Origin of the sequence: Streptacidiphilus sp. PB12-B1b (genome assembly GCF_014084125.1) — a bacterium.
In the GTDB taxonomy this organism is placed as follows: domain Bacteria; phylum Actinomycetota; class Actinomycetes; order Streptomycetales; family Streptomycetaceae; genus Streptacidiphilus.
In genome coordinates this window covers 2,228,347-2,246,896 of record NZ_CP048405.1, presented here as the reverse complement: position 1 = coordinate 2,246,896, position 18,550 = coordinate 2,228,347, and the positions used below count along the sequence as shown (strand labels likewise).

Annotated in this window: 16 protein-coding genes and 1 pseudogene; 9 read left to right on the top strand and 8 right to left on the bottom strand. The window is 73.4% G+C overall.

Annotation, left to right across the window (positions count from 1 at the left end; translation table 11 throughout):
* Positions 1–13: 13 nt before the first annotated feature.
* From pucD to GXW83_RS10125, 4 genes are all read left to right on the top strand, one after another.
* Positions 14–2,356 carry a xanthine dehydrogenase subunit D gene (gene pucD / locus GXW83_RS10140; RefSeq protein ID WP_182447208.1) on the top strand — a complete coding sequence of 781 codons (2,343 nt, stop codon included), beginning with the start codon at positions 14–16 and terminating at the stop codon, positions 2,354–2,356.
* A 301-nt stretch (positions 2,357–2,657) separates the two neighbouring features.
* The gene (locus tag GXW83_RS10135; RefSeq protein ID WP_182442745.1) at positions 2,658–4,136 is read left to right on the top strand and encodes an NCS2 family permease; all 1,479 of its coding nucleotides are present in this window, start codon (positions 2,658–2,660) and stop codon (positions 4,134–4,136) included.
* Between the two features lie 70 nt (positions 4,137–4,206).
* Positions 4,207–5,436, top strand: coding sequence for an XdhC family protein (locus GXW83_RS10130; RefSeq protein ID WP_182442744.1), 1,230 nt, complete (start codon positions 4,207–4,209; stop codon positions 5,434–5,436).
* Positions 5,437–5,566: 130 nt separating this feature from the next.
* Positions 5,567–6,226, top strand: coding sequence for an ester cyclase (locus tag GXW83_RS10125; RefSeq protein WP_182442743.1), 660 nt, complete (start codon positions 5,567–5,569; stop codon positions 6,224–6,226).
* A gap of 51 nt (positions 6,227–6,277) precedes the next feature.
* On the opposite strand, the gene GXW83_RS10120 is transcribed toward GXW83_RS10125, so the two are convergent.
* The 8 genes and pseudogenes from GXW83_RS10120 to GXW83_RS10085 form a co-directional block, all read right to left on the bottom strand.
* Positions 6,278–6,850: a hypothetical protein gene (locus GXW83_RS10120; RefSeq protein ID WP_182442742.1), complete on the bottom strand. Its 573-nt coding sequence runs from the start codon at positions 6,848–6,850 to the stop codon at positions 6,278–6,280.
* A 94-nt stretch (positions 6,851–6,944) separates the two neighbouring features.
* A complete protein-coding gene (locus GXW83_RS10115) occupies positions 6,945–7,721 on the bottom strand; it encodes a VOC family protein (protein WP_182442741.1) in 777 nt (258 codons plus the stop codon).
* A 488-nt stretch (positions 7,722–8,209) separates the two neighbouring features.
* Positions 8,210–9,232 (bottom strand): annotated as a pseudogene (alc, locus tag GXW83_RS10110) (allantoicase); the annotation flags it as partial.
* Positions 9,229–10,581 carry an allantoinase AllB gene (gene allB / locus GXW83_RS10105; protein ID WP_182442739.1) on the bottom strand — a complete coding sequence of 451 codons (1,353 nt, stop codon included), beginning with the start codon at positions 10,579–10,581 and terminating at the stop codon, positions 9,229–9,231. The gene allB and the pseudogene alc, both read right to left, overlap by 4 nt.
* A 181-nt stretch (positions 10,582–10,762) precedes the next feature.
* Positions 10,763–11,914 carry a glycerate kinase gene (locus GXW83_RS10100; protein ID WP_182447207.1) on the bottom strand — a complete coding sequence of 384 codons (1,152 nt, stop codon included), beginning with the start codon at positions 11,912–11,914 and terminating at the stop codon, positions 10,763–10,765.
* 249 nt (positions 11,915–12,163) lie between these two features.
* Positions 12,164–13,945, bottom strand: a complete 1,782-nt coding sequence (gcl, locus tag GXW83_RS10095; RefSeq protein WP_182442738.1) for a glyoxylate carboligase — start codon at positions 13,943–13,945, stop codon at positions 12,164–12,166.
* A 1-nt stretch (position 13,946) separates the two neighbouring features.
* Complete coding sequence (locus GXW83_RS10090; protein WP_182442737.1) at positions 13,947–14,846, bottom strand: 2-hydroxy-3-oxopropionate reductase; 900 nt, start codon at positions 14,844–14,846, stop codon at positions 13,947–13,949.
* A 95-nt stretch (positions 14,847–14,941) separates the two neighbouring features.
* Complete coding sequence (locus GXW83_RS10085) at positions 14,942–15,805, bottom strand: TIM barrel protein (RefSeq protein ID WP_225446879.1); 864 nt, start codon at positions 15,803–15,805, stop codon at positions 14,942–14,944.
* Positions 15,806–15,953: 148 nt separating this feature from the next.
* Between GXW83_RS10085 and GXW83_RS10080 the strand changes: the two genes are divergently transcribed.
* The 5 genes from GXW83_RS10080 to pucL all read left to right on the top strand — a co-directional run bounded on the left by GXW83_RS10080 (position 15,954) and on the right by pucL (position 18,439).
* The gene (locus tag GXW83_RS10080) at positions 15,954–16,229 is read left to right on the top strand and encodes a thiamine-binding protein (RefSeq protein WP_182442735.1); all 276 of its coding nucleotides are present in this window, start codon (positions 15,954–15,956) and stop codon (positions 16,227–16,229) included.
* Positions 16,226–16,603, top strand: a complete 378-nt coding sequence (locus GXW83_RS10075; protein WP_182442734.1) for a helix-turn-helix domain-containing protein — start codon at positions 16,226–16,228, stop codon at positions 16,601–16,603. Before GXW83_RS10080 ends, GXW83_RS10075 begins: the two co-directional genes overlap by 4 nt.
* Before the next feature lie 86 nt (positions 16,604–16,689).
* Positions 16,690–17,205, top strand: a complete 516-nt coding sequence (uraD, locus tag GXW83_RS33925) for a 2-oxo-4-hydroxy-4-carboxy-5-ureidoimidazoline decarboxylase (protein WP_225446878.1) — start codon at positions 16,690–16,692, stop codon at positions 17,203–17,205.
* A gap of 24 nt (positions 17,206–17,229) precedes the next feature.
* Positions 17,230–17,544 (top strand): hydroxyisourate hydrolase, encoded by a 315-nt coding sequence (uraH, locus tag GXW83_RS33920; protein ID WP_225446877.1) that lies wholly within the window; start codon positions 17,230–17,232, stop codon positions 17,542–17,544.
* A gap of 7 nt (positions 17,545–17,551) precedes the next feature.
* The gene (gene pucL / locus GXW83_RS10065) at positions 17,552–18,439 is read left to right on the top strand and encodes a factor-independent urate hydroxylase (protein ID WP_182442733.1); all 888 of its coding nucleotides are present in this window, start codon (positions 17,552–17,554) and stop codon (positions 18,437–18,439) included.
* The last annotated feature ends 111 nt before the right edge of the window (positions 18,440–18,550 follow it).

Sequence of the window (18,550 nt, the reverse complement as noted above, 5' to 3'; positions counted from 1 at the left end):
CGCCACGCGGACCATCCGCGGCGAGAAGAACCTCCAGTCCATCACCACCGCGCACCCGGACGGCATCGGCGGCTCGCCGCTGCGCCCGGACGGCACGCTGAAGGTCCGCGGCGAGTTCGCCTACTCCTCCGACCTGTGGCACGAGGACATGCTGTGGGGCATGGCGCTGCGCGCCCCGCACGCCCGGGCCAGGATCATCTCCGTGGACATCTCCGGCGCCCTGGCCACCCCCGGCGTGCACGCCGTGCTCACCCACGACGACATCCCCGGCAGCAAGTACTACGGGCTGGAGATCCAGGACCAGCCGGCCCTGGCCATCGACCGGATCCGGTACCACGGCGAGGCCGTGGCCATCGTCGCCGCCGACCACCCGGAGACCGCGCGCCGCGCCCTGGCCAAGGTCAGGGTGGAGTACGAGGTGCTGCCGCCGATCACCACCGAGGAGCAGTGCCTGGACCCGGAGACCTACGGCTACGTGCACGAGCCGCACGAGTACAAGGCCCACGCCTCCGGCAACATCGTCCACCAGCAGAAGGTCGTCTCCGGCCGCGGCGTGGACGACGAGGTGCGCGCCCTGGCCGACGTGGTCGTCAGCGGCGACTACGAGGTCGGCATGCAGGACCAGGCGTTCCTCGGCCCGGAGTCCGGCCTGGCGGTGCCCGCCGAGGACGGCGGCATCGACCTGTACATCGCCACCCAGTGGCTGCACGTGGACCGCGAGCAGATCGCGCCCGTCCTCGGCCTGCCGGAGAACAAGGTCCGGCTGACGCTGGCCGGCGTCGGCGGGGCCTTCGGCGGCCGCGAGGACCTCTCCATGCAGATCCACGCCTGCCTGCTGGCGCAGCGCACCGGAAAACCCGTCAAGATCGTGTACTCCCGGGAGGAGTCGTTCTTCGGGCACGTCCACCGGCACCCGGCCCGGCTGCACTACGAGCACGGCGCGACCCGCGACGGCAAGCTGGTCTACATGCAGGCCCGGATCGTGCTGGACGGCGGCGCCTACGCCTCGGCCTCGCCCGCCGTCGTCGGCAACGCCTCCTCGCTGTCGGTCGGCCCGTACGAGATCCCCAACGTCGACGTCCTGGCCGTGGCGCTGTACAGCAACAACCCCTCCTGCGGCGCGATGCGCGGCTTCGGCGCGGTGCAGGCGTGCTTCGCGTACGAGAGCCAGCTGGACAAGCTGGCGGCGGCGCTGGGGATGGACCCGGTCGAGCTGCGGCAGCTGAACGCGGTCTCGCAGGGCTCGTTCCTGCCGACCGGCCAGCAGATCGACGCCCCGGCGCCGGTGGCCACGCTGCTGCAGAAGGTCAAGGACCTGCCGCTGCCGCCGCCGCTGGACCTCGCCCACCCCGACATCCGGGAGATGCCCGGCGCACTGTCCAACACCTCGCACGGCGAGGGCATCGTGCGCGGGGTCGGCTACGCCGTCGGCCTGAAGAACGTCGGCTTCTCCGAGGGCTTCGACGACTACTCGACCGCGCGGGTCCGGCTGGAGGTCATCGGCGGCGAGCCGGTGGCGATGGTGCACACCGCGATGGCCGAGGTCGGCCAGGGCGGGGTGACCGTGCACGGGCAGATCGCCCGGACCGAGCTGGGCGTCGAGCGGGTCACCATCCACCCCGCCGACACCGCCGTCGGCTCGGCCGGCTCCACCTCCGCCTCGCGGCAGACGTACATGACCGGCGGCGCGGTGAAGCTGGCCGCCGAGGCGGTCCGGCAGGAGCTGTTCCGCCTCGGCCGCAGCCGCTACGGCTGGACCGGCAACGACCTGTCGCTGGTCGGCGGGAAGGTGGTCTCCGCCTCCGCGGGCGTGCTGGTCTCCATCGCCGACCTGCTCGGCGACCGGGCCATCGACCTCACCCGCGAGCACCACCACCGGCCCACCGTGCCCTTCGACAAGGAGACCGGGCAGGGCTTCGGCCACGTCCAGTACACCTTCTGCGCGCACCGCGCGGTGGTGGACGTGGACGTGGAGCTGGGCCTGGTCAAGGTGGTCGAGCTGGCCGCCTGCCAGGACGTCGGCAAGGCGCTCAACCCGCTCTCGGTGGTCGGCCAGATCCAGGGCGGATCGACGCAGGGGCTGGGGCTGGCGGTGATGGAGGAGATCATCACCCGCGAGGGCAAGGTGCGCAATCCGTCCTTCACCGACTACCTGATCCCCACCATCCTGGACACCCCGCCGCAGCCGGTGGAGATCATGGAACTCGCCGACCCGCACGCCCCGTACGGGCTGCGCGGCGTGGGCGAGGCGCCGACGCTGTCGTCCACCCCGGCCATCGTCTCGGCGATCCGGGCGGCGACCGGCCTGGCCCTGAACCGGGTACCGGTCCGGCCGGAGCACCTCACCGGCACCTGACGGGCAGTCAACCCCACGGCCGCACACGAGTTTCCCCGGGGCGGAGTCCATGTCTTCCCGCATCACACCGCCCCGGGGATGCACCACCGCAGCACGCAACACCGTTTCGCAGCACTGCTTTGCAGCACACGACTCGGGCACACCGGATCACCACCGCCGTACGCCGTCCTCGCCGGGGCGGCGTACACCCAGGCAGCCCCACCAAGCGCGCCGCACCGTCCCCTGCCACCCCTACCTGACGGGTCATCAGGCCGGCCGCGAGCCCCACCCCAACCCCCTATGAACCTTGGGAGTGGAACCCGTGACCCAGATCCCCACGGAATCCAGAGTTATCAGCGCCACCGACGCGCAAGGGCCGAGAGCGCCGAAAGGCGCGCTCGACGCCTACTTCAAGATCAGCGCGCGCGGCTCCACCATCGGGACCGAGATCCGCGGCGGCCTCACCACCTTCATGGCGATGGCCTACATCATCGTGCTCAACCCGGTCCTGCTGTCGGGCGCCGACTTTAACGGCCACCACCTGGACGCGGGCCAGATCACCACCGCCACCGCGCTCGCCGCCGCGGTCACCACCATCGCCATGGGCCTGATCGGCAACGTGCCGCTGGCCGCGGCCGCCGGGCTGGGCGTCTCCGCCGCCCTGTCCACCATCATCGTCCCGCACTGCTCGTGGCCGGAGGCGTTCGGCTTCTGCGTCATCTACGGCGCGCTGATCGTGCTGATGGTGGTCTCCGGCCTGCGCGAGAAGGTCATGAACGGCATACCGCTGCCGCTCAAGCACGCCATCACCATGGGCATCGGCCTGTTCATCGCCTTCATCGGGCTGGTCAACGCCGGTTTCGTGGGCCGGAACCCGGCCAACCCGGTCCAGTTGGGCACCAACCCGGCCGGGCACCTGGAGGGCTGGCCGGTCGCGCTGTTCGCCTTCACCCTGCTGCTGATCTTCGTGCTGCAGGCCCGCAGGACGCCCGGCGCGATCCTGATCGGCATCGTCACCGGCACCGTGCTCGCCGTGGTCGTCAACGCCACCTGCCGTGTCTCCGCGGCGGCGTGGGGCGGCACCGGCTCCGTGCCCACCCTGCACGGCAGCCCCTTCTCGGCGCCCGACTTCGGCCTCTTCGGGCACATCAGCGTCTTCGGCGCGTTCCGCGGCGGCCACCACGGCATGGGCTTCATCAGCGCCTCGGTCGCCGTCTTCACCCTGGTGCTGGCCGGCTTCTTCGACGCCATGGCCACCATCATCGGCGTCGGCACCGAGGCCGGGCTGGCCGACGAGCAGGGCCGGATGCCGGGCCTGACCAAGGCCCTGCTGGTGGACGGCGCGGGCGGCATGGTCGGCGGCCTGGCCGGGGCCTCCGGCAACACGGTCTTCGTGGAGTCCGCCACCGGCGTCGGCGAGGGCGCCCGGACCGGGCTGGCCAGCGTGGTCACCGGCGGCGTGTTCGCCCTGATGCTGTTCTTCTCGCCGCTGGCGCAGGTCGTGCCCGGGCAGGTGGCCGCCGCCGCGCTGGTGGTCGTCGGCTCGATGATGATGGCCCAGGCCCGGCACATCCCCTGGGCGGACCGCGAGATCGGCGTCCCGGCCTTCCTGATGTGCGCCGTGATGCCGATGACGTACTCCATCACCGCCGGCGTCGGCGCGGGCGTCGTCTCCTACGTGGCCATCAAGGCCGGAACCGGCAGGTGGCGCGAGCCCGGCGCCCTGATGTGGGGGCTCACCGCGATCTTCCTCGTCTACTTCCTCATCGGCCCGATCCAGCGCGTCCTCGGCGTCCACTGACCGGACGCCTGAACGGACGCCGCCCCGCCCAGCAGCCCCCACCGCCTCGGAAACGCACGAAGGAGCGACCATGCAGGACATCGCCGAGCAGCTCAACGCCTGGCACCGGGCCGGTCGCTCCTTCGCCGTGGCGACCGTGGTGTCCGTCTCCGGGAGCGCCCCGCGCGACCCCGGGGCGGCCCTGGCCGTGGACGCCGACGGCGAGGCCGTGGGCAGCGTCTCCGGGGGCTGCGTGGAGGGGGCGGTGTACGGGCTCTGCCAGGAGGCGCTGGACACCGGCCGCCCGGTGCTGCACCGCTTCGGCTTCAGCGACGAGGACGCCTTCGCCGTCGGCCTGACCTGCGGCGGCGTCATCGACGTCTTCGTCCAGCCGGTCACCCCCGGCGCCGACGACGCACTGGACACGGGCCTGGCCTACATCGGCTCGGGCACCCCGGTGGCGCTGGTCCGGGTGATCGAGGGGCCGGATGCGCTGCTGGGCGCGGCGCTGGCGGTCACCGGCTCCACCCACCACGGCTCCCTCGCCCGCGGCGGCGCGCTGCCGCACGGCGGAGCGCTGGAGGCCGCGGCGGTGCGGCAGGCCCGCGCCATGCTGGACGCCGGCCGCACCGGACAGTTCACCCTCGCCCCGGACGGCCGCCCGTGCCAGCCCTCGGCGGCGGAGGCGGACGCCGGGGGTGAGGGGAGCGTCGGGAGCACCTGGGGCGCCACCTTCTTCGTGGAGGCGCACGTGCCCGCGCCGCGCATGATCGTCTTCGGGGCCATCGACTTCGCCGCCGCCGTCGCCCGGATCGGCGGCTTCCTCGGCTACCGGGTCACCGTCTGCGACGCCCGCCCGGTCTTCGCCACCCGACGCCGCTTCCCCACCGCCGACGAGGTCGTCGTCGACTGGCCGCACCGCTACCTCGACGCCGAGGCCGCCGCCGGGCGCCTGGACGCCCGTACCGCGCTGTGCGTGCTGACCCACGACGCCAAGTTCGACATCCCGCTGCTGGAGCGGGCGCTGCGGATGCCGCTGGGCTTCGTCGGCGCCATGGGCTCGCGCCGGACCCACGACGACCGGCTGAAGCGGCTGCGCGAGACCGGCCTGACCGACCTGGAGCTGAACCGGCTGCGCTCCCCCATCGGCCTGGACCTCGGCGCCCGCACCCCCGAGGAGACCGCGGTGGCGGTTGCCGCCGAGATCGTCGCCCACCGCCGGGGCGGCGGCTGCCTGCCGCTGAGCGCCCACTCCGGCCCCATCCACCACGACGTCCAGCACGACCGTCCCCGGCAGAACCGGCCCCGGCGCATCGCCTGACCGCCGTTCCCGGCAAGGGAATTGAGACGAAGGGTCGATGATCGGCCAGTTGACCTGCAACTGTCAGCAGAGATGGGGATGATCTGTATCATCGGCACGCAACTGCCGTCCAGCAAAGGCCACATGGACCATGTCTGAAGCTCAAGCGGAAACCCCCCTCTGGCTCCAGGGGCGCGAGGCGGTCATCGCCGCTGCCGCGCCCGGGGACTGGCGTGAGGAGACCCCCGACTACCACCTGTCGCACACGGTGATGCCGGGCGAGCGCACCACGCACCACGCCCCCGGGACGCTCGAAGCCATCGCCGAGAGCATCGTCCAGGTCTTCGAGATGGAGGTCTCGCACAAGAAGGACCCGGCCACCTGGGTCTCCATGGTGACCGACCGGTTCCGCACCCGCGTCAACGGCGGGCAGTGGGCCAGCGCCCAGGACATCGCCGACATCGGCAGCTACAACATCCTGATCGGCGACAGCATCTTCTACCCGAAGGGCTCCGAGGACTTCGAGTCCTCGCACCACGTCTTCCACCAGGCGTTCCCCCAGGGCTTCTACTGGGAGGTCCTGGACGTCCTGTCGCCTCCCCCCACCGTCACCTTCCGCTGGCGGCACTGGGGCACCTTCTCCGGCGAGTACAAGGGCTTCCAGCCCACCGGCGAGAAGGTGGAGATGTTCGGCGTGAGCATCGCCAAGGTCAGCGACGACCTGCGGCTGCTGGAGGTCGAGCACTTCTACGACCCCAACGCCTTCCTCGGCACCCTGACCGGCGGCTGCCCGGTCGCCCACACCAAGTAGCCGCAGCCGGCGGCGCGGACCCCGCCCAGGGCGCCCGCGCCGCCCTTGCCGTCAGGCGCGGACCGCCCCCTCCGCAGCCCCGGCCGGAACCGCACGGCCCTGCGGGGGCGGCGCGGGCAGGCCATGGGCCCGGCGGCAGGCGCTCCACCAGTCGGTGAGGGTGTCGAGCTTGGTGTCGAACTCCGGATCACGGGCGATGGCGCCGATCCCGCCGTCCACCGGGGCCGGGAGCCGGGTGGAGCGGCCGTCCCCGGTGTGCAGCACCACGCAGGTCGCACCCCAGCGCCGCCGCAGCTCCATCCGGTCGACGTCGAGCCAGCGGATGGTGCGCGTGCGCCCAGCGAGCCGCACCTGCACGCCGTCGTACCCCAGCCGGGTACGGCCGCTGCCCGGGATCAGCGCCGTGAGCAGGACGAGGGCGTCGTAGAACAGTAGGAACCACAGGGCCTCTGGAGGCGCCGGCGGATGCAGCAGCGGGACCAGCGAGTACACGTCGAACAGGGCCACCGGGGCCAGCATCGACAGGAAGCGCTGCAGCGGGGTGGGCCGGAAGTGGATCGACAGCACCACCGGGGCGCCACCGTTCGGGGCCGATGTCTGCGTCACGCCGTTTCGCCAGGTCACCGGCACAGTGTGCCGGTCGGCGCGGCCCGGCGCCAGAGGGGGCCGCACCCGTCCGGTGAGGTCAGGACGGGTGCGGTGCGGGCTGGGGGCGGGGTCAGTCGGGCTGCTTGGGGGAGATGACGGAGAAGACCGCGCCCCAGGGGTCGCGGATGGTGGCCATCCGGCCGACCGGGGTGTCCTGGGCGGGCATGATCACGTCGGCGTTGCGCTTCACCGCGGCGTCCAGGGTGCTGTCGACGTCGTCCACGGCGAAGTAGGACAGCCAGTGCGAGGGCAGCTCGGTGCCGAACGCCTCCTCGGACATCTGCTGGAGCCCGCCCACGGTGCGCCCGTTGACCTGGATCTCCTTGTACGAGGGCATGAACTCGGCGTCGTGGAAGCCGATGCCGAAGACCCTGGAGTAGAAGGCGGTCGCAGCCGCGGCGTCCCGGGTGTTGCACTCGTTCCAGATCAGCGCGCCGGGCTCGTTGACGATCTGCGCGCCGATGAAGTCCTTGGGGCCCCAGATGCCGAAGACCGCTCCGGCCGGGTCCTCGACCACGGCCATCTGGCCGAGGGTCATCACGTCCATCAGCTCGGTCAGGGTCCTGCCGCCGGCGGCGGTGACGGCCGAGAACGTGGCCGGGGCGTCGTCGGTGGAGATGTAGGTGGTCCAGACGGTGGGGGCGTCGGGGGCCATGACCGGGCCGATGCCGGCCACCGGGCGGCCGTTCTTGGTGCAGACGGAGTATCCGCCCTGCTCTGCCGGGCCGATCTCGCCCTCCCAGCCGAACAGGTCGCGGTAGAAGTCGAGGGCGCCCTGATGGTCCGGTGCCATCAGGTCGATCCAACAGGGGGTGCCGGTCGCGTAGGGTTCGTTGACCTCGGGCATGGTGGCCTCCGGGGACGGGTCGAGGGTGGGGGTGCGGCTCGGGGCAGACGGAGTCCGCCCAGGCAACACTCTTCACCGAACGGTGTCGTCCCGCTACCGGAGCGCGGCTCCGCAACGCCCGCCGCGCCCGCGCCCGCCCGCCCGCGCCGCTCCCCCGCCTCCGCCGGGCCGGGTCGGCGGCGTGGACGCGGGGCAGGACGCGGGCGGCGGTGTCGCCGTCCTCGGCGTGCGCGGGGGCGCGGGAGGGGCGGCGGCTGCCGGGCGGGCCGTCGTCGTCAGACGCCCAGCAGCCGCCGGATCGCGGCCCGGCGGCGGGCGGTCTCCGCGCCGTCGGGGCTGTCGGCGGGGGCCAGGGCGGCCACCGCGGCATTCACTGACGGAGCGTCAACCAGCGGACGGGCGGCGGCGACCGCCTGCGCCTCCGGGGCGGTGAGCCCGGCCTCGGCCAGCGCGGTGCGGGCCTCGGCCGCCGGGACGGCGTTCAGCCAGCGCAGGGCCAGGGCGGTGTGCCCGGCGCCGGTGAGCCGGCCGGTGAGCCGCAGCCGGGCGACGCCGCCGTCGGGGAAGACGTCCAGCCGGACGGCATCGACCGGGCGGCCCGGCCCGATCCGCAGCCGGTGCCGGGTGTCGGGCTGCAACCGAATGCGCGGCAGCAGTTCGAACCACTCCCCGGCCTCGTCGCGGCCCTGGAGCGCGGCCCAGCCGGGGCAGTTGGCGATGAAGTGGGTGGTGTCCACCTCGACCGCCAACGGCTCGCCGGTGCCCGCGAGCCGGATCTCGACCCAGTCGTTGTCCCGGTCGCGGCGGCGGCGGGTCTCCCAGCCCTCGCCCATGACGGCGGCGCGGCCGAGGGAGTTGAGGTTGTGCGGGGAGGAGAAGTAGCGGTCGGAGGCGCCGGTGGCGACCCCGCCGTGCTCCTGCGCGGCCAGGTCGAAGCTGAGGCCGTCCAGGTCGCGCGGGTCGGGCACGACCTCGCCGTACACCCGCAGCCGGGCGACGCCGCCGTCGGGCCAGATGTTCAGCCGGACGTGGGTGAAGCGCTGGTCGGAGCCGACCTCGAAGGCGTGGGCGGTGTCGCCCTTGAGCGCGGTGCGCGGCACGATCTCGACCCACTCGGCGGCGGCGACCTCGGCGGGCGAGGGCAGGCCGGGCACGGAGGCGGCCTCGACCGAGGCGCTCTCCGGGTAGTTGCCGGTGAAGTGGGCGGTGTCCACCACCACTCCGCGCACCAGCCCGGCCGCGCCGAGCCGGACGACGGCCCAGTCGTGGTCGTCGTCGGTGGGGTGCGGCTGCCCGGCGGAGGCGCCGCGGCGGCGGCGGGTCTCCCAGCCGTCCATGATCTGGCCCTTGTGCCCGAAGGTGTGCGGCCGGAACTGCGGGGCGGCGGCGACGATCAGGTTCTCCTTCTCGGCGAACAGCTCGTCGTTGGCGTCGACGACCCCGGCGCCCAGCCCCCGGGCCGCGAGGTCGACCAATTCGGTGAAGGCGGCGGCATTCTGACGGTCGGTCATGCTTCTCCTCGGGCTATCAGGCGGCCGGTGGGCTCGGCGTCGGGGGCCAGGTCCACCACCCGGCCACGCAGCCATGTGGTGCGGACGGCGCCGGTCAGCGCCCGGCCCGCGTAGGGGGTGACGGGGTTGCGGTGGTGCAGGCCCTCGGGTTCGACGGTGAACTCCGCGTCCGGGTCGAAGGCGACCAGGTCGGCGTCCATGCCGGGGGCGATCGCCCCCTTGGCGGACAGTCCGGCCAGGCCGGCCGGGCCGCTGCTCATCCAGCGCACGACGTCGGCCAGGGCGAACCCCCGGCGGCGGGCCTCGGTCCAGACCGCGGGCAGGCCGAGCTGCAGCGAGGCGATGCCGCCCCAGGCGGCGGCGAAGTCGCCGCTGCCGCCGTGGCGCGGCAGGTGCTTGAGGTCGGGCGTGGAGGGCGAGTGGTCGGAGACCACGGCCGCGAACTCGCCGTCGGCCAGGGCCTGCCAGAGCTGCTCGCGGTTGGACTCGTCGCGGATCGGCGGGCAGCACTTGAAGGCGGTGTCGCCGTCGGGGACGCCCTCCGCCGCCAGGGTCAGGTAGTGCGGGCAGGTCTCGGCGGTGACCCGGACGCCCTCGGCGCGGGCGCGGCGCAGCAGCGGCAGTACGGCCGCGGAGGAGACGTGCAGGATGTGGACGCGGGTGCCGGTCCGGGCGGCGGTCTCCAGCAGCGTCGCCACGGCCGTGGCCTCGGCGTCGTCGGGGCGCGAGGCGAGGAAGTCGGCGTAGTGCGGTCCGGCCCGGTGCGGTGCGGCGTCCAGTACCGCCGGATCCTCGGCGTGGATGATGGAGAGCGCCCCCAGCCGGGACAACTCCAGCATGGCTTCTTCGAGTTGAGCTGCCGTCAGATGGGGGAACTCGTCCACGCCGGAGGGCGCCAGGAAGCTCTTGAAGCCGAACACCCCGGCCCGGTGCAGCGGTTCAAGGTCGGCGGTGTTGCCGGGGACGGCGCCGCCCCACAGGCCGACGTCCACGAAGGTCTGCCCGGCCGCCGCCTTCTGCTTGGCCTCGAGACCGGCCATGGTGGTGGTCGGCGGCAGCGAGTTCAGCGGCATGTCGACGACGGTGGTGACCCCGCCCGCGGCGGCGGCCCGGGTGGCGGTGGCGAAGCCCTCCCACTCGGTCCGGCCCGGCTCGTTGACGTGGACGTGGGTGTCGACCAGCCCGGGCAGCAGGGCCAGCCCGCCGAGGTCGAGCACCTCGCCCTCGCCCGCGCCGTGCGGCAGGACCGAGGTGATGCGACCGCCTTGGACGACGACGTCGGCGGGGCGCTCGCCGCCGGGGAGGACGGCGCGGCAGGAGCGGAACACGGTGTTCGGCGAACCGGTCAACGGAACCTCCGGGCTGGATCGGCAGGATGCCCGCGCGCGGGCAACGGCACGGCATGGCTGGGAAAGCTGCGGGTGGGCAGCCGGAACAGCCGGGCGGTTTCAGTAGGGCGAGCCTAAGTCCGGCTTCAACAAAACGTCAACGTTCGGCGGCGGGCACGTCCGCCGGGGCGACCGGGCGGGCTCAGCGCAGGAAATCCCGGGCCAGCCGCTCTCCGGCCCGCTCGGCCAGCTCGGCCGCCCGGCCGAGGGCGGCCCCCTCGGGCGCGTCCGGCCCGAGCAGGTCGACCAGGGCGTAGGCGGCGGCGAAACCGGCCCCGCGCCACTGCTCCTCGGTCAGTTCGAGGCGTCCGGCCACAGCGGCCACCGGAACCCCCGCCCCGGCCGCCGCCGCGGCGACCCCGGCGGGTGCCTTGCCGTGCAGCGTCTGCACGTCCAGGCAACCCTCGCCGGTGACGACCAGGCGGGCTCCCCGCACCGCCCGGTCGAAGCCCAGCAGTTCGAGCAGGAACTCGATCCCGGGCCGCATCCGCGCCCCGAGCAGGGCCACGGCCGCGAAGCCCAGGCCCCCGGCCGCGCCCGCGCCCGGGGCGTCGCGCAGGTCGGAGCCGGTGAGCGCGGCCACCGCGTCCGCCCAGTGGCCGAGCGCGGCGTCCAGCTCGGCCACGTCGGCCGGGGTGGCGCCCTTCTGCGGGCCGTAGACGGCGGCCGCGCCGCGCTCGCCGAGCAGCGGATTGTCCACGTCCCCGGCGATCACCAGCTCGACCCCGGCCAGGGCCCGGGGCAGTTCGCCGAGGTCCAGCGAGCCCAGCCCCGCCAGGGCGGCCCCGCCGGGGGCCAGGTCCGCGCCGCGGGCGTCCCGCAGCGAGCCGCCGAGGGCCTGGACCAGCCCGGCCCCGCCGTCGGTGCAGGCGACGCCGCCCAGGCCGAGGACGATCCGGGTGCAGCCCAGCTCCAGCGCCCGGGCGATCAGCTGCCCGGTGCCGCGGCTGCCCGCGGTGCGCGGCGCCCGGACCCCGCCGGGCAGCAGCGCCAGGCCGCTGGCCTGGGCGGCCTCCACGACGGCGGTCCGGTCGCGGACCGCGAGCAGCGCCCGCACCGGCTCGCCGGTGGGGCCGTCGACGGTGGCCGTCTCGCGCCGGTAGCCGGCCGCGAGCGCGGCCAGCACGGTGCCCTCGCCGCCGTCGGCGACGGGCAGGGCGCGGAGCTCGGTGTCCGGCGCGACCCGGCGGATGCCGGCCGCGATCCGCTCGGCGGCCTCGGCGGCGGTGAGGCTGCCCTTGAACTTGTCGGGCGCGATGACCACGTGTCCGGTCGTGATCCGCTGCTGGGCCATCGTCGTCCTCACGTTCGGGGTCGTTGCGGGTCTCCTCCCGGCGATGCGGGCACGACCGGATGTTCCCACCTGGGGAAGGGTCACACCGCCGGGAGGAGGCATGGTCCCTCCCCGGGGCGGGGGCGCGACGGGCTGCCTTCGCCGGGCGAAGGGGTCCCGCCCCGGGGAGGTGGCGCGGTCTCCCCCCGCCGACGGGCACGACCGGATGGGATCAGCCGGCGGGGGGAGGGTCTTCGGGGCCGAGCGGGCTCAGCCGAGGGTGTTGCGCAGGGCGGTGGGGGCGTCCGAGGCCAGCGCGGCGACCGGCTCCCACTCGTTGACCTGGTCGATGTCGGCGGCGGCCATGGAGACGTTGGTGACCCGCTCCAGGATGACCTCGACCACGACCGGCACCCGGAACTCCGCGGCCAGCTTCCCGGCCTGCTCGAAGGCGGCGGCCAGACCGTCCGGCTCGAACACCCGGATGGCCTTGCAGCCCAGGCCCTCGGCCACCTTGACGTGGTCCACGCCGTAGCCGTTGAGCTCGGGGGCGTTGACGTTCTCGAAGGACAGCTGGACGTGGTAGTCCATGTCGAAGGCGCGCTGCGCCTGGCGGATCAGGCCCAGGTAGGCGTTGTTCACCACCACGTGGATGTACGGGATGTTGAACTGCGCCCCGACCGCCAGCTCCTCGATCATGAACTGGAAGTCGTAGTCGCCGGAGAGCGCGACCACCGTACCGCCGGGGTCGGCCGTGGCGACGCCCAGCGCGGCCGGCAGGGTCCAGCCCAGCGGCCCGGCCTGGCCGGCGTTGATCCACCGGCGCGGGCCGTAGACGTGCAGCAGCTGCGCGGCCTGGATCTGCGAGAGGCCGATGGTGGTGACGTAGCGGGTGTCCCGGCCGAAGGCCCGGTTCATCTCCTGGTAGACCCGCTGCGGCTTGACCGGGACGTCGTCGAAGTCGGTCCGGCGCAGCAGCTCGCCCTTGCGGGCCCGGCAGCTGTCGGCCCAGGCGGAGCGGTCCGCCATCGTCCCGGCGGCCCTGCGTTCGCGGGCGGCCAGGACGAACAGCTCCAGGGCGGCCCGGGCGTCGGAGACGATGCCGTAGTCCGGCGCGAACACCCGGCCGATCTGGGTCGGCTCGATGTCGACGTGGACGAAGGTGCGGCCCTCGGTGTACGTCCCGATGCCGCCGGTGTGCCGGTTGGCCCAGCGGTTGCCGATGCCGAGGACGAAGTCCGACGCCAGCAGCGTGGCGTTGCCGTAGCGGTGCGAGGTCTGCAGGCCGACCATGCCCGCCATCAGCCGGTGGTCGTCCGGGATCGAGCCCCAGCCCATCAGCGTCGGCACCACCGGGACGCCGGTCAGCTCGGCGAACTCGACCAGCAGGTCGGCGGCGTCGGCGTTGATGACGCCGCCCCCGGCCACGATCAGCGGCCGTTCGGCGGCCGCCAGCAGGTCGAGCGCCCGGTCGATCTGGGCCCGGCTCGCGCTCGGCTTGTAGACCGGCAGCGGCTGGTAGGTCTCGATGTCGAACTCGATCTCGGCCAGCTGGACGTCGATCGGCAGGTCGATCAGGACCGGTCCGGGGCGGCCGGAGCGCATCAGGTGGAACGCCTGCTGGAAGGCCCCGGGCACCTGGGCCGGCTCCAGGACGGTCATCGCCATCTTGGTGAGCGGCGCGGCGATCGCGGTGATGTCGACCGCCTGGAAGTCCTCCTTGTGCAGCTTGGCGACCGGCGCCTGGCCGGTGATGCACAGGATCGGGACGGAGTCGGCGCTGGCCGAGTACAGGCCGGTGACCATGTCCGTCCCGGCCGGGCCGCTGGTGCCGATGCAGACGCCGATGTTCCCGGCCCTGGCCCGGGTGTAGCCCTCGGCCATGTGCGAGGCGCCTTCGACGTGCCGGGCCAGGATGTGGGTCAGCCCGCCGTCGGTCCGCATCGCGGAGTAGAACGGGTTGATCGCCGCGCCGGGCAGGCCGAAGAGGTGCGTGACGCCCTCGGCCTTGAGGATCTCCACGGCGGCCTGCGCCGCTGTCATCCGTGCCATCTCAGTTGACCTCCCGTCCGGCGAGCCGCTCGACGCCGCGGAGCAGCGCGGAGTGGTCCAGCGAGCCGTCGCCGTTGGCCCGGGCCGAGGCGACCAGCTGGGCGGCGAGCGAGCCGAGCGGCAGCGGGGCGTCCACGGCGCGGGCGGCCGAGGTGACGATGCCCATGTCCTTGTGGTGCAGGTCGATGCGGAAGCCGGGGGCGAACTCGCGGCCGATCATGTTGGCCTTCTTGCGGTTCAGCACGGTCGAGCCGGCCAGGCCGCCGGCCAGGACGTCCAGCGCGGCCTTCAGGTCCACCCCGGCGTTCTCCAGGAAGACCACGGCCTCGGCCAGGACCTGGATGTTGACGGCGACGATCAGCTGGTTGGCGGCCTTGACGGTCTGGCCGGAGCCGGCCGGGCCGACGTGGACGACGGTGGTGCCCAGCGCGGCGAACAGCGGCTCGGCCTCGGCGAAGTCGTCCGCCGCGCCGCCGACCATGATCGAGAGCACCGCCTCGACCGCGCCGGCCTCGCCGCCGGAGACCGGGGCGTCCAGGGTGCGGACGCCCTTCTCCCGCGCGGCGGCGGCGACCTTGAGGGAGGTCTGCGGGGTGATGCTGCTCATGTCGATGAGCAGGGTGCCCGGCGCGGCGTGCTCCAGGACGCCGCCCTCGCCGAGGACGGCCTGCTCGACCTGCGGGTCGGCCGGAACCATGGTGATCACGACCTCGGCGCCGGCCACGGCCGAGGCGATGCTGTCGGCGCCCCGGCCGCCGGCGGCGACGAGCTTGTCGATGGCGTCCTGCTGCAGGTTGTAGCCGGTGACGGTGTGCCCGGCCCGGACCAGGTTGGCGGCCATGGGGCTGCCCATGATGCCGAGGCCGATGAAGGCGATCCTGCGGGGGGTTGCGGCGGACATGCGGGTACTCCTACGGGTCGGATGCGGGTCCGGGTCGATGCGGGTGCTGCTCGGAGGCGGGGTCGGGCGGTGCCGGAGTGCGGGCGCGGGCGCCGTCAGCGGGCCCGGGTGCTGGTGCGCAGCTCGCGGGGCAGCCAGCCGAGGGTGTCGGCGCTGGCCACCCCGGCGGCGGGCTTGTACTCCAGGCCGATGAGGCCCTGGTATCCGGCGGTGTCCAGGCGGCCGAGCAGGTCGGCGAAGTCCAGTTGGCCGGTGCCGGGCTGGTTGCGCTGCGGGGCGTCGGCGATCTGCACGTGGCCGATGCGGTCCGCGTACGCCTCGATGGCCTGCGGCAGGTCCTCGCCGTTGCGGGCCAGGTGGTAGAGGTCGCACAGGAAGCGGGCGTTCCCCAGGCCGGTGGCCCGGTTGACGGCGTCGACCACAGCCACCGCGTCCTTGCTGGAGAGCAGCGCGTACTGCGGGGCCTCGGGCGCGTTCAGGGCCTCGACCAGCAGGATCGCGCCGACGGCGTGCGCGGCCTGGGCGGCCAGGGCGAGGTTCTCCAGCGCCAGCCCGTCCTGGACGGCGGGGTCGAGGCCCTCGACCCGGTTGCCGTAGAGGGCGTTGAGCGCCTTGCAGCCGAGCGAGTCGGCGAGGCCGACGGCGACCGCGATGTTGTCGCGGAACTGCTGGGAGCCGTCCGGGCGGGAGAGCAGACCCTTGCTTCCGGCGGCCATGTCGCCGGCGTCGAAGTTGAGGCCGGTGAGCTGGACCCCGGCGTCGGTGAAGGCGCGGCGCAGCGCGTCCAGCTCGGCCTGCGGCGGGGTGGGGCCGTCCAGCGTCCACCAGATCTCGGCGGCGTCGAAGCCCTCGGCCGCCGCGGCTGCGGGCCGCTCCACCAGCGGGACCTCGGTGAAGAGGGTCGAGAGGTTGACGGTCCAGCGCTGGTCGAGCCAGGCGTGTGCGGCGGCGGTCGTCATGCGGTCACCCATCTAATTCCACAATGCGGAAGCAAGTTTCTGCTTGACGGAACTATGGCATGGCAGCCTCCGGAACTGTCAAGGCCCGAAGCAACATTTTGTTGAAGCGGCCCGGCCGCCGCCGCGGACGACCGGATAGGCTGCGGTTGTGCGATTGAAGGTGGAGTTCACGACAGAACCGTTCGAGCTGGACGGCTTCCCCGACCATGCCCGGGCCGCCAGGCGCGTCGTGGACGAAGCGGGCCTCAGCGTCGACGTCGGCCCGTTCGGCACCAGCGCCGAGGGCGGCGCCACGCAGGCACTGGCCGCGGTCTCCCGCCTGCTCCAGGAGGCCCTCGCCCACGGCGCCACCCGGATCTCGCTCCAGGTCAGCGCGCTGGACGAGACCGGCGCGGCGGTGGCGGACGCCGAGGGGTCCGGATGAGCGAGATAGAGCACCCGCTGGCCGCGGCCATCAAGCCACTGCTGGACGCCGTCGGCGCGGGCGCGGTCCGCCCGGAGGAGGCCCGCCCGGACGACGTGCTGCTGGAGTGGGAGGGCGCCCCGGCCGTCGCGGTCCGGCTGCCCGGCCTGGAGAGCGCGCTGGACCGGCTGCTGTCCGACGTGAAGCGGCAGTTCGGCGGCGGCGAGCTGGCCGCCCTGGACCGGGCCGGCAAGCAGCGGGTGGTGGCGCTGCTGGAGGAGCGCGGCGCGTTCACCGTGCGGCACGGGGTGGAGACGGTGGCGGCGGCGCTCGGCGTCAGCCGGTTCACCGTGTACAACTACCTGAACCGCCAGCAGAGCGGCCAGAAGCCCTGAAGCCGCCGCAGACTTCTTCAACAAACTGTTGACGTGACGGTGCCGTCGATCTAGCTTGTGGATGTCCCCCTCCCTGGAGGTCATCCGTGACCCAGCCCGACGCCTCTGCCGACACCGCCCTGCGGGGGCTGAACCAACTGCCCGACGAGGAGCTGGACAGCGTCCTCGCCGAGGTCTGCTCCAGCCCCGCCTGGACCGCGCTCGTGCGCGCCACCCGCCCCTGGGCCGACGCCGGGGCCCTGCACGCCGCCAACCTCGCCGCGATGCGGCGGCTCGGCCCGGACGACTTGGCCGACGCCATGGCCGGGCACGCCCGCATCGGCGCGCCCCGGGACGGCGACGCCGCCTCCCGGCGCGAGCAGGCCGGCGTGCACGGCGCCGACGCCGCACTGCTGGCCGAGCTGCGCGTCGCCAACGCCCGCTACGAGGAGGCCTTCGGCCACGTCTTCCTGATCTGCGCCACCGGCCGCACCGCGGCGTCCATGCTGGCCGCGCTGCGCGAGCGGCAGGGCAACGACCCCGCCGCCGAGCGCGAGATCGTCCGCGGCGAACTGCGGAAGATCAACGACATCCGGCTCGACCGGCTGCTGCAAGCCAACTGATGCACCGACACCTGACGGGGAACCATGACCACTGTCTCCACCCATGTGCTGGACACCAGCACCGGCCGCCCGGCCGAGGGCGTCCCGGTCCAGCTGGCCCAGCGCACCGCCGACGGCTGGGCCGTCCTCGGCGCCTCGCGGACCGACGCCGACGGCCGGTGCAGGGACCTGCCGGCCCCGGACGTGTCGCTGGGCAGCGTGCTGCGGCTCACCTTCACCACCGAGGGGCCGTTCTTCCCCGAGGTCTCCGTCGTCGTCGACGTGGACCCGGCCCAGGCCCACTACCACGTCCCGCTGCTGCTGAACCCGTTCGGGTACTCCGTCTACCGAGGAAGCTAGGACCACCATGGCTCACGTGCTTGGCCAGAACCAGTACGGCAAGGCGGAGACCCGCGTCGTCCGCGTCCGCCGCGACACCGCCCGCCACGAGATCAAGGACCTGAACGTCTCGGTGGCCCTCTCCGGGGATCTGGACGACGTCCACCTCACCGGCTCCAACGCCAACTGCCTGCCGACCGACACCACCAAGAACACGGTCTACGCCTTCGCCAAGGAGCACGGCATAGAGTCGGCCGAGGCCTTCGGCATCCACCTCGCCCGGCACTTCGTGGACGACAACGAGCCGATCCGCCGGGCCCGGATCCGGATCGAGGAGTACGCCTGGGACCGCATCCCCACCCAGGACGACGCGGGCCCCGGCCACTCCTTCGTCCGCAGCGGCGGCGAGGTGCGCACCGCCGAGATCGGCTACGACGGCAGCAGCTTCCAGGTGATCACCGGACTCAGCGAGCTGACCGTGCTGAACTCCACCGACTCGGAGTTCTGGGGCTACATCAAGGACAAGTACACCACCCTGAAGGAGGCGTACGACCGTATCCTGGCCACCCAGGTCACCGCCCGCTGGAAGCACTCCTGGAGCGGCGCGGAGACCCAGCCGCCCTGGGAGCAGTCGTACGCCGAGGTCCGCCGCCACCTGCTGGAGGCGTTCGCGCAGACCTACTCCTACTCGCTGCAGCAGACCCTGTACGCCATGGGCACCCGGGTGCTGAACAACCGCGCCGAGGTGGACGAGGTACGCCTGGAACTGCCCAACAAGCACCACTTCCTAGTGGACCTGGAGCCGTTCGGGCTGAAGAACGAGAACGAGGTCTACTACGCGGCCGACCGCCCGTATGGTTTGATCGAGGGCACGGTCCACCGCGAGGGCGTCACGCCGGTCATCCCGGTCGCCTGAGCCCCGCCAGGACCACCGGCCGCGCGGCAGCAGCGACCGCCCAGGGATTCTCCCGCCGTCCCGCCCTGGGCAGCACCATCCGACGGCGGTCACTCGACGGCAGCGCGGCCC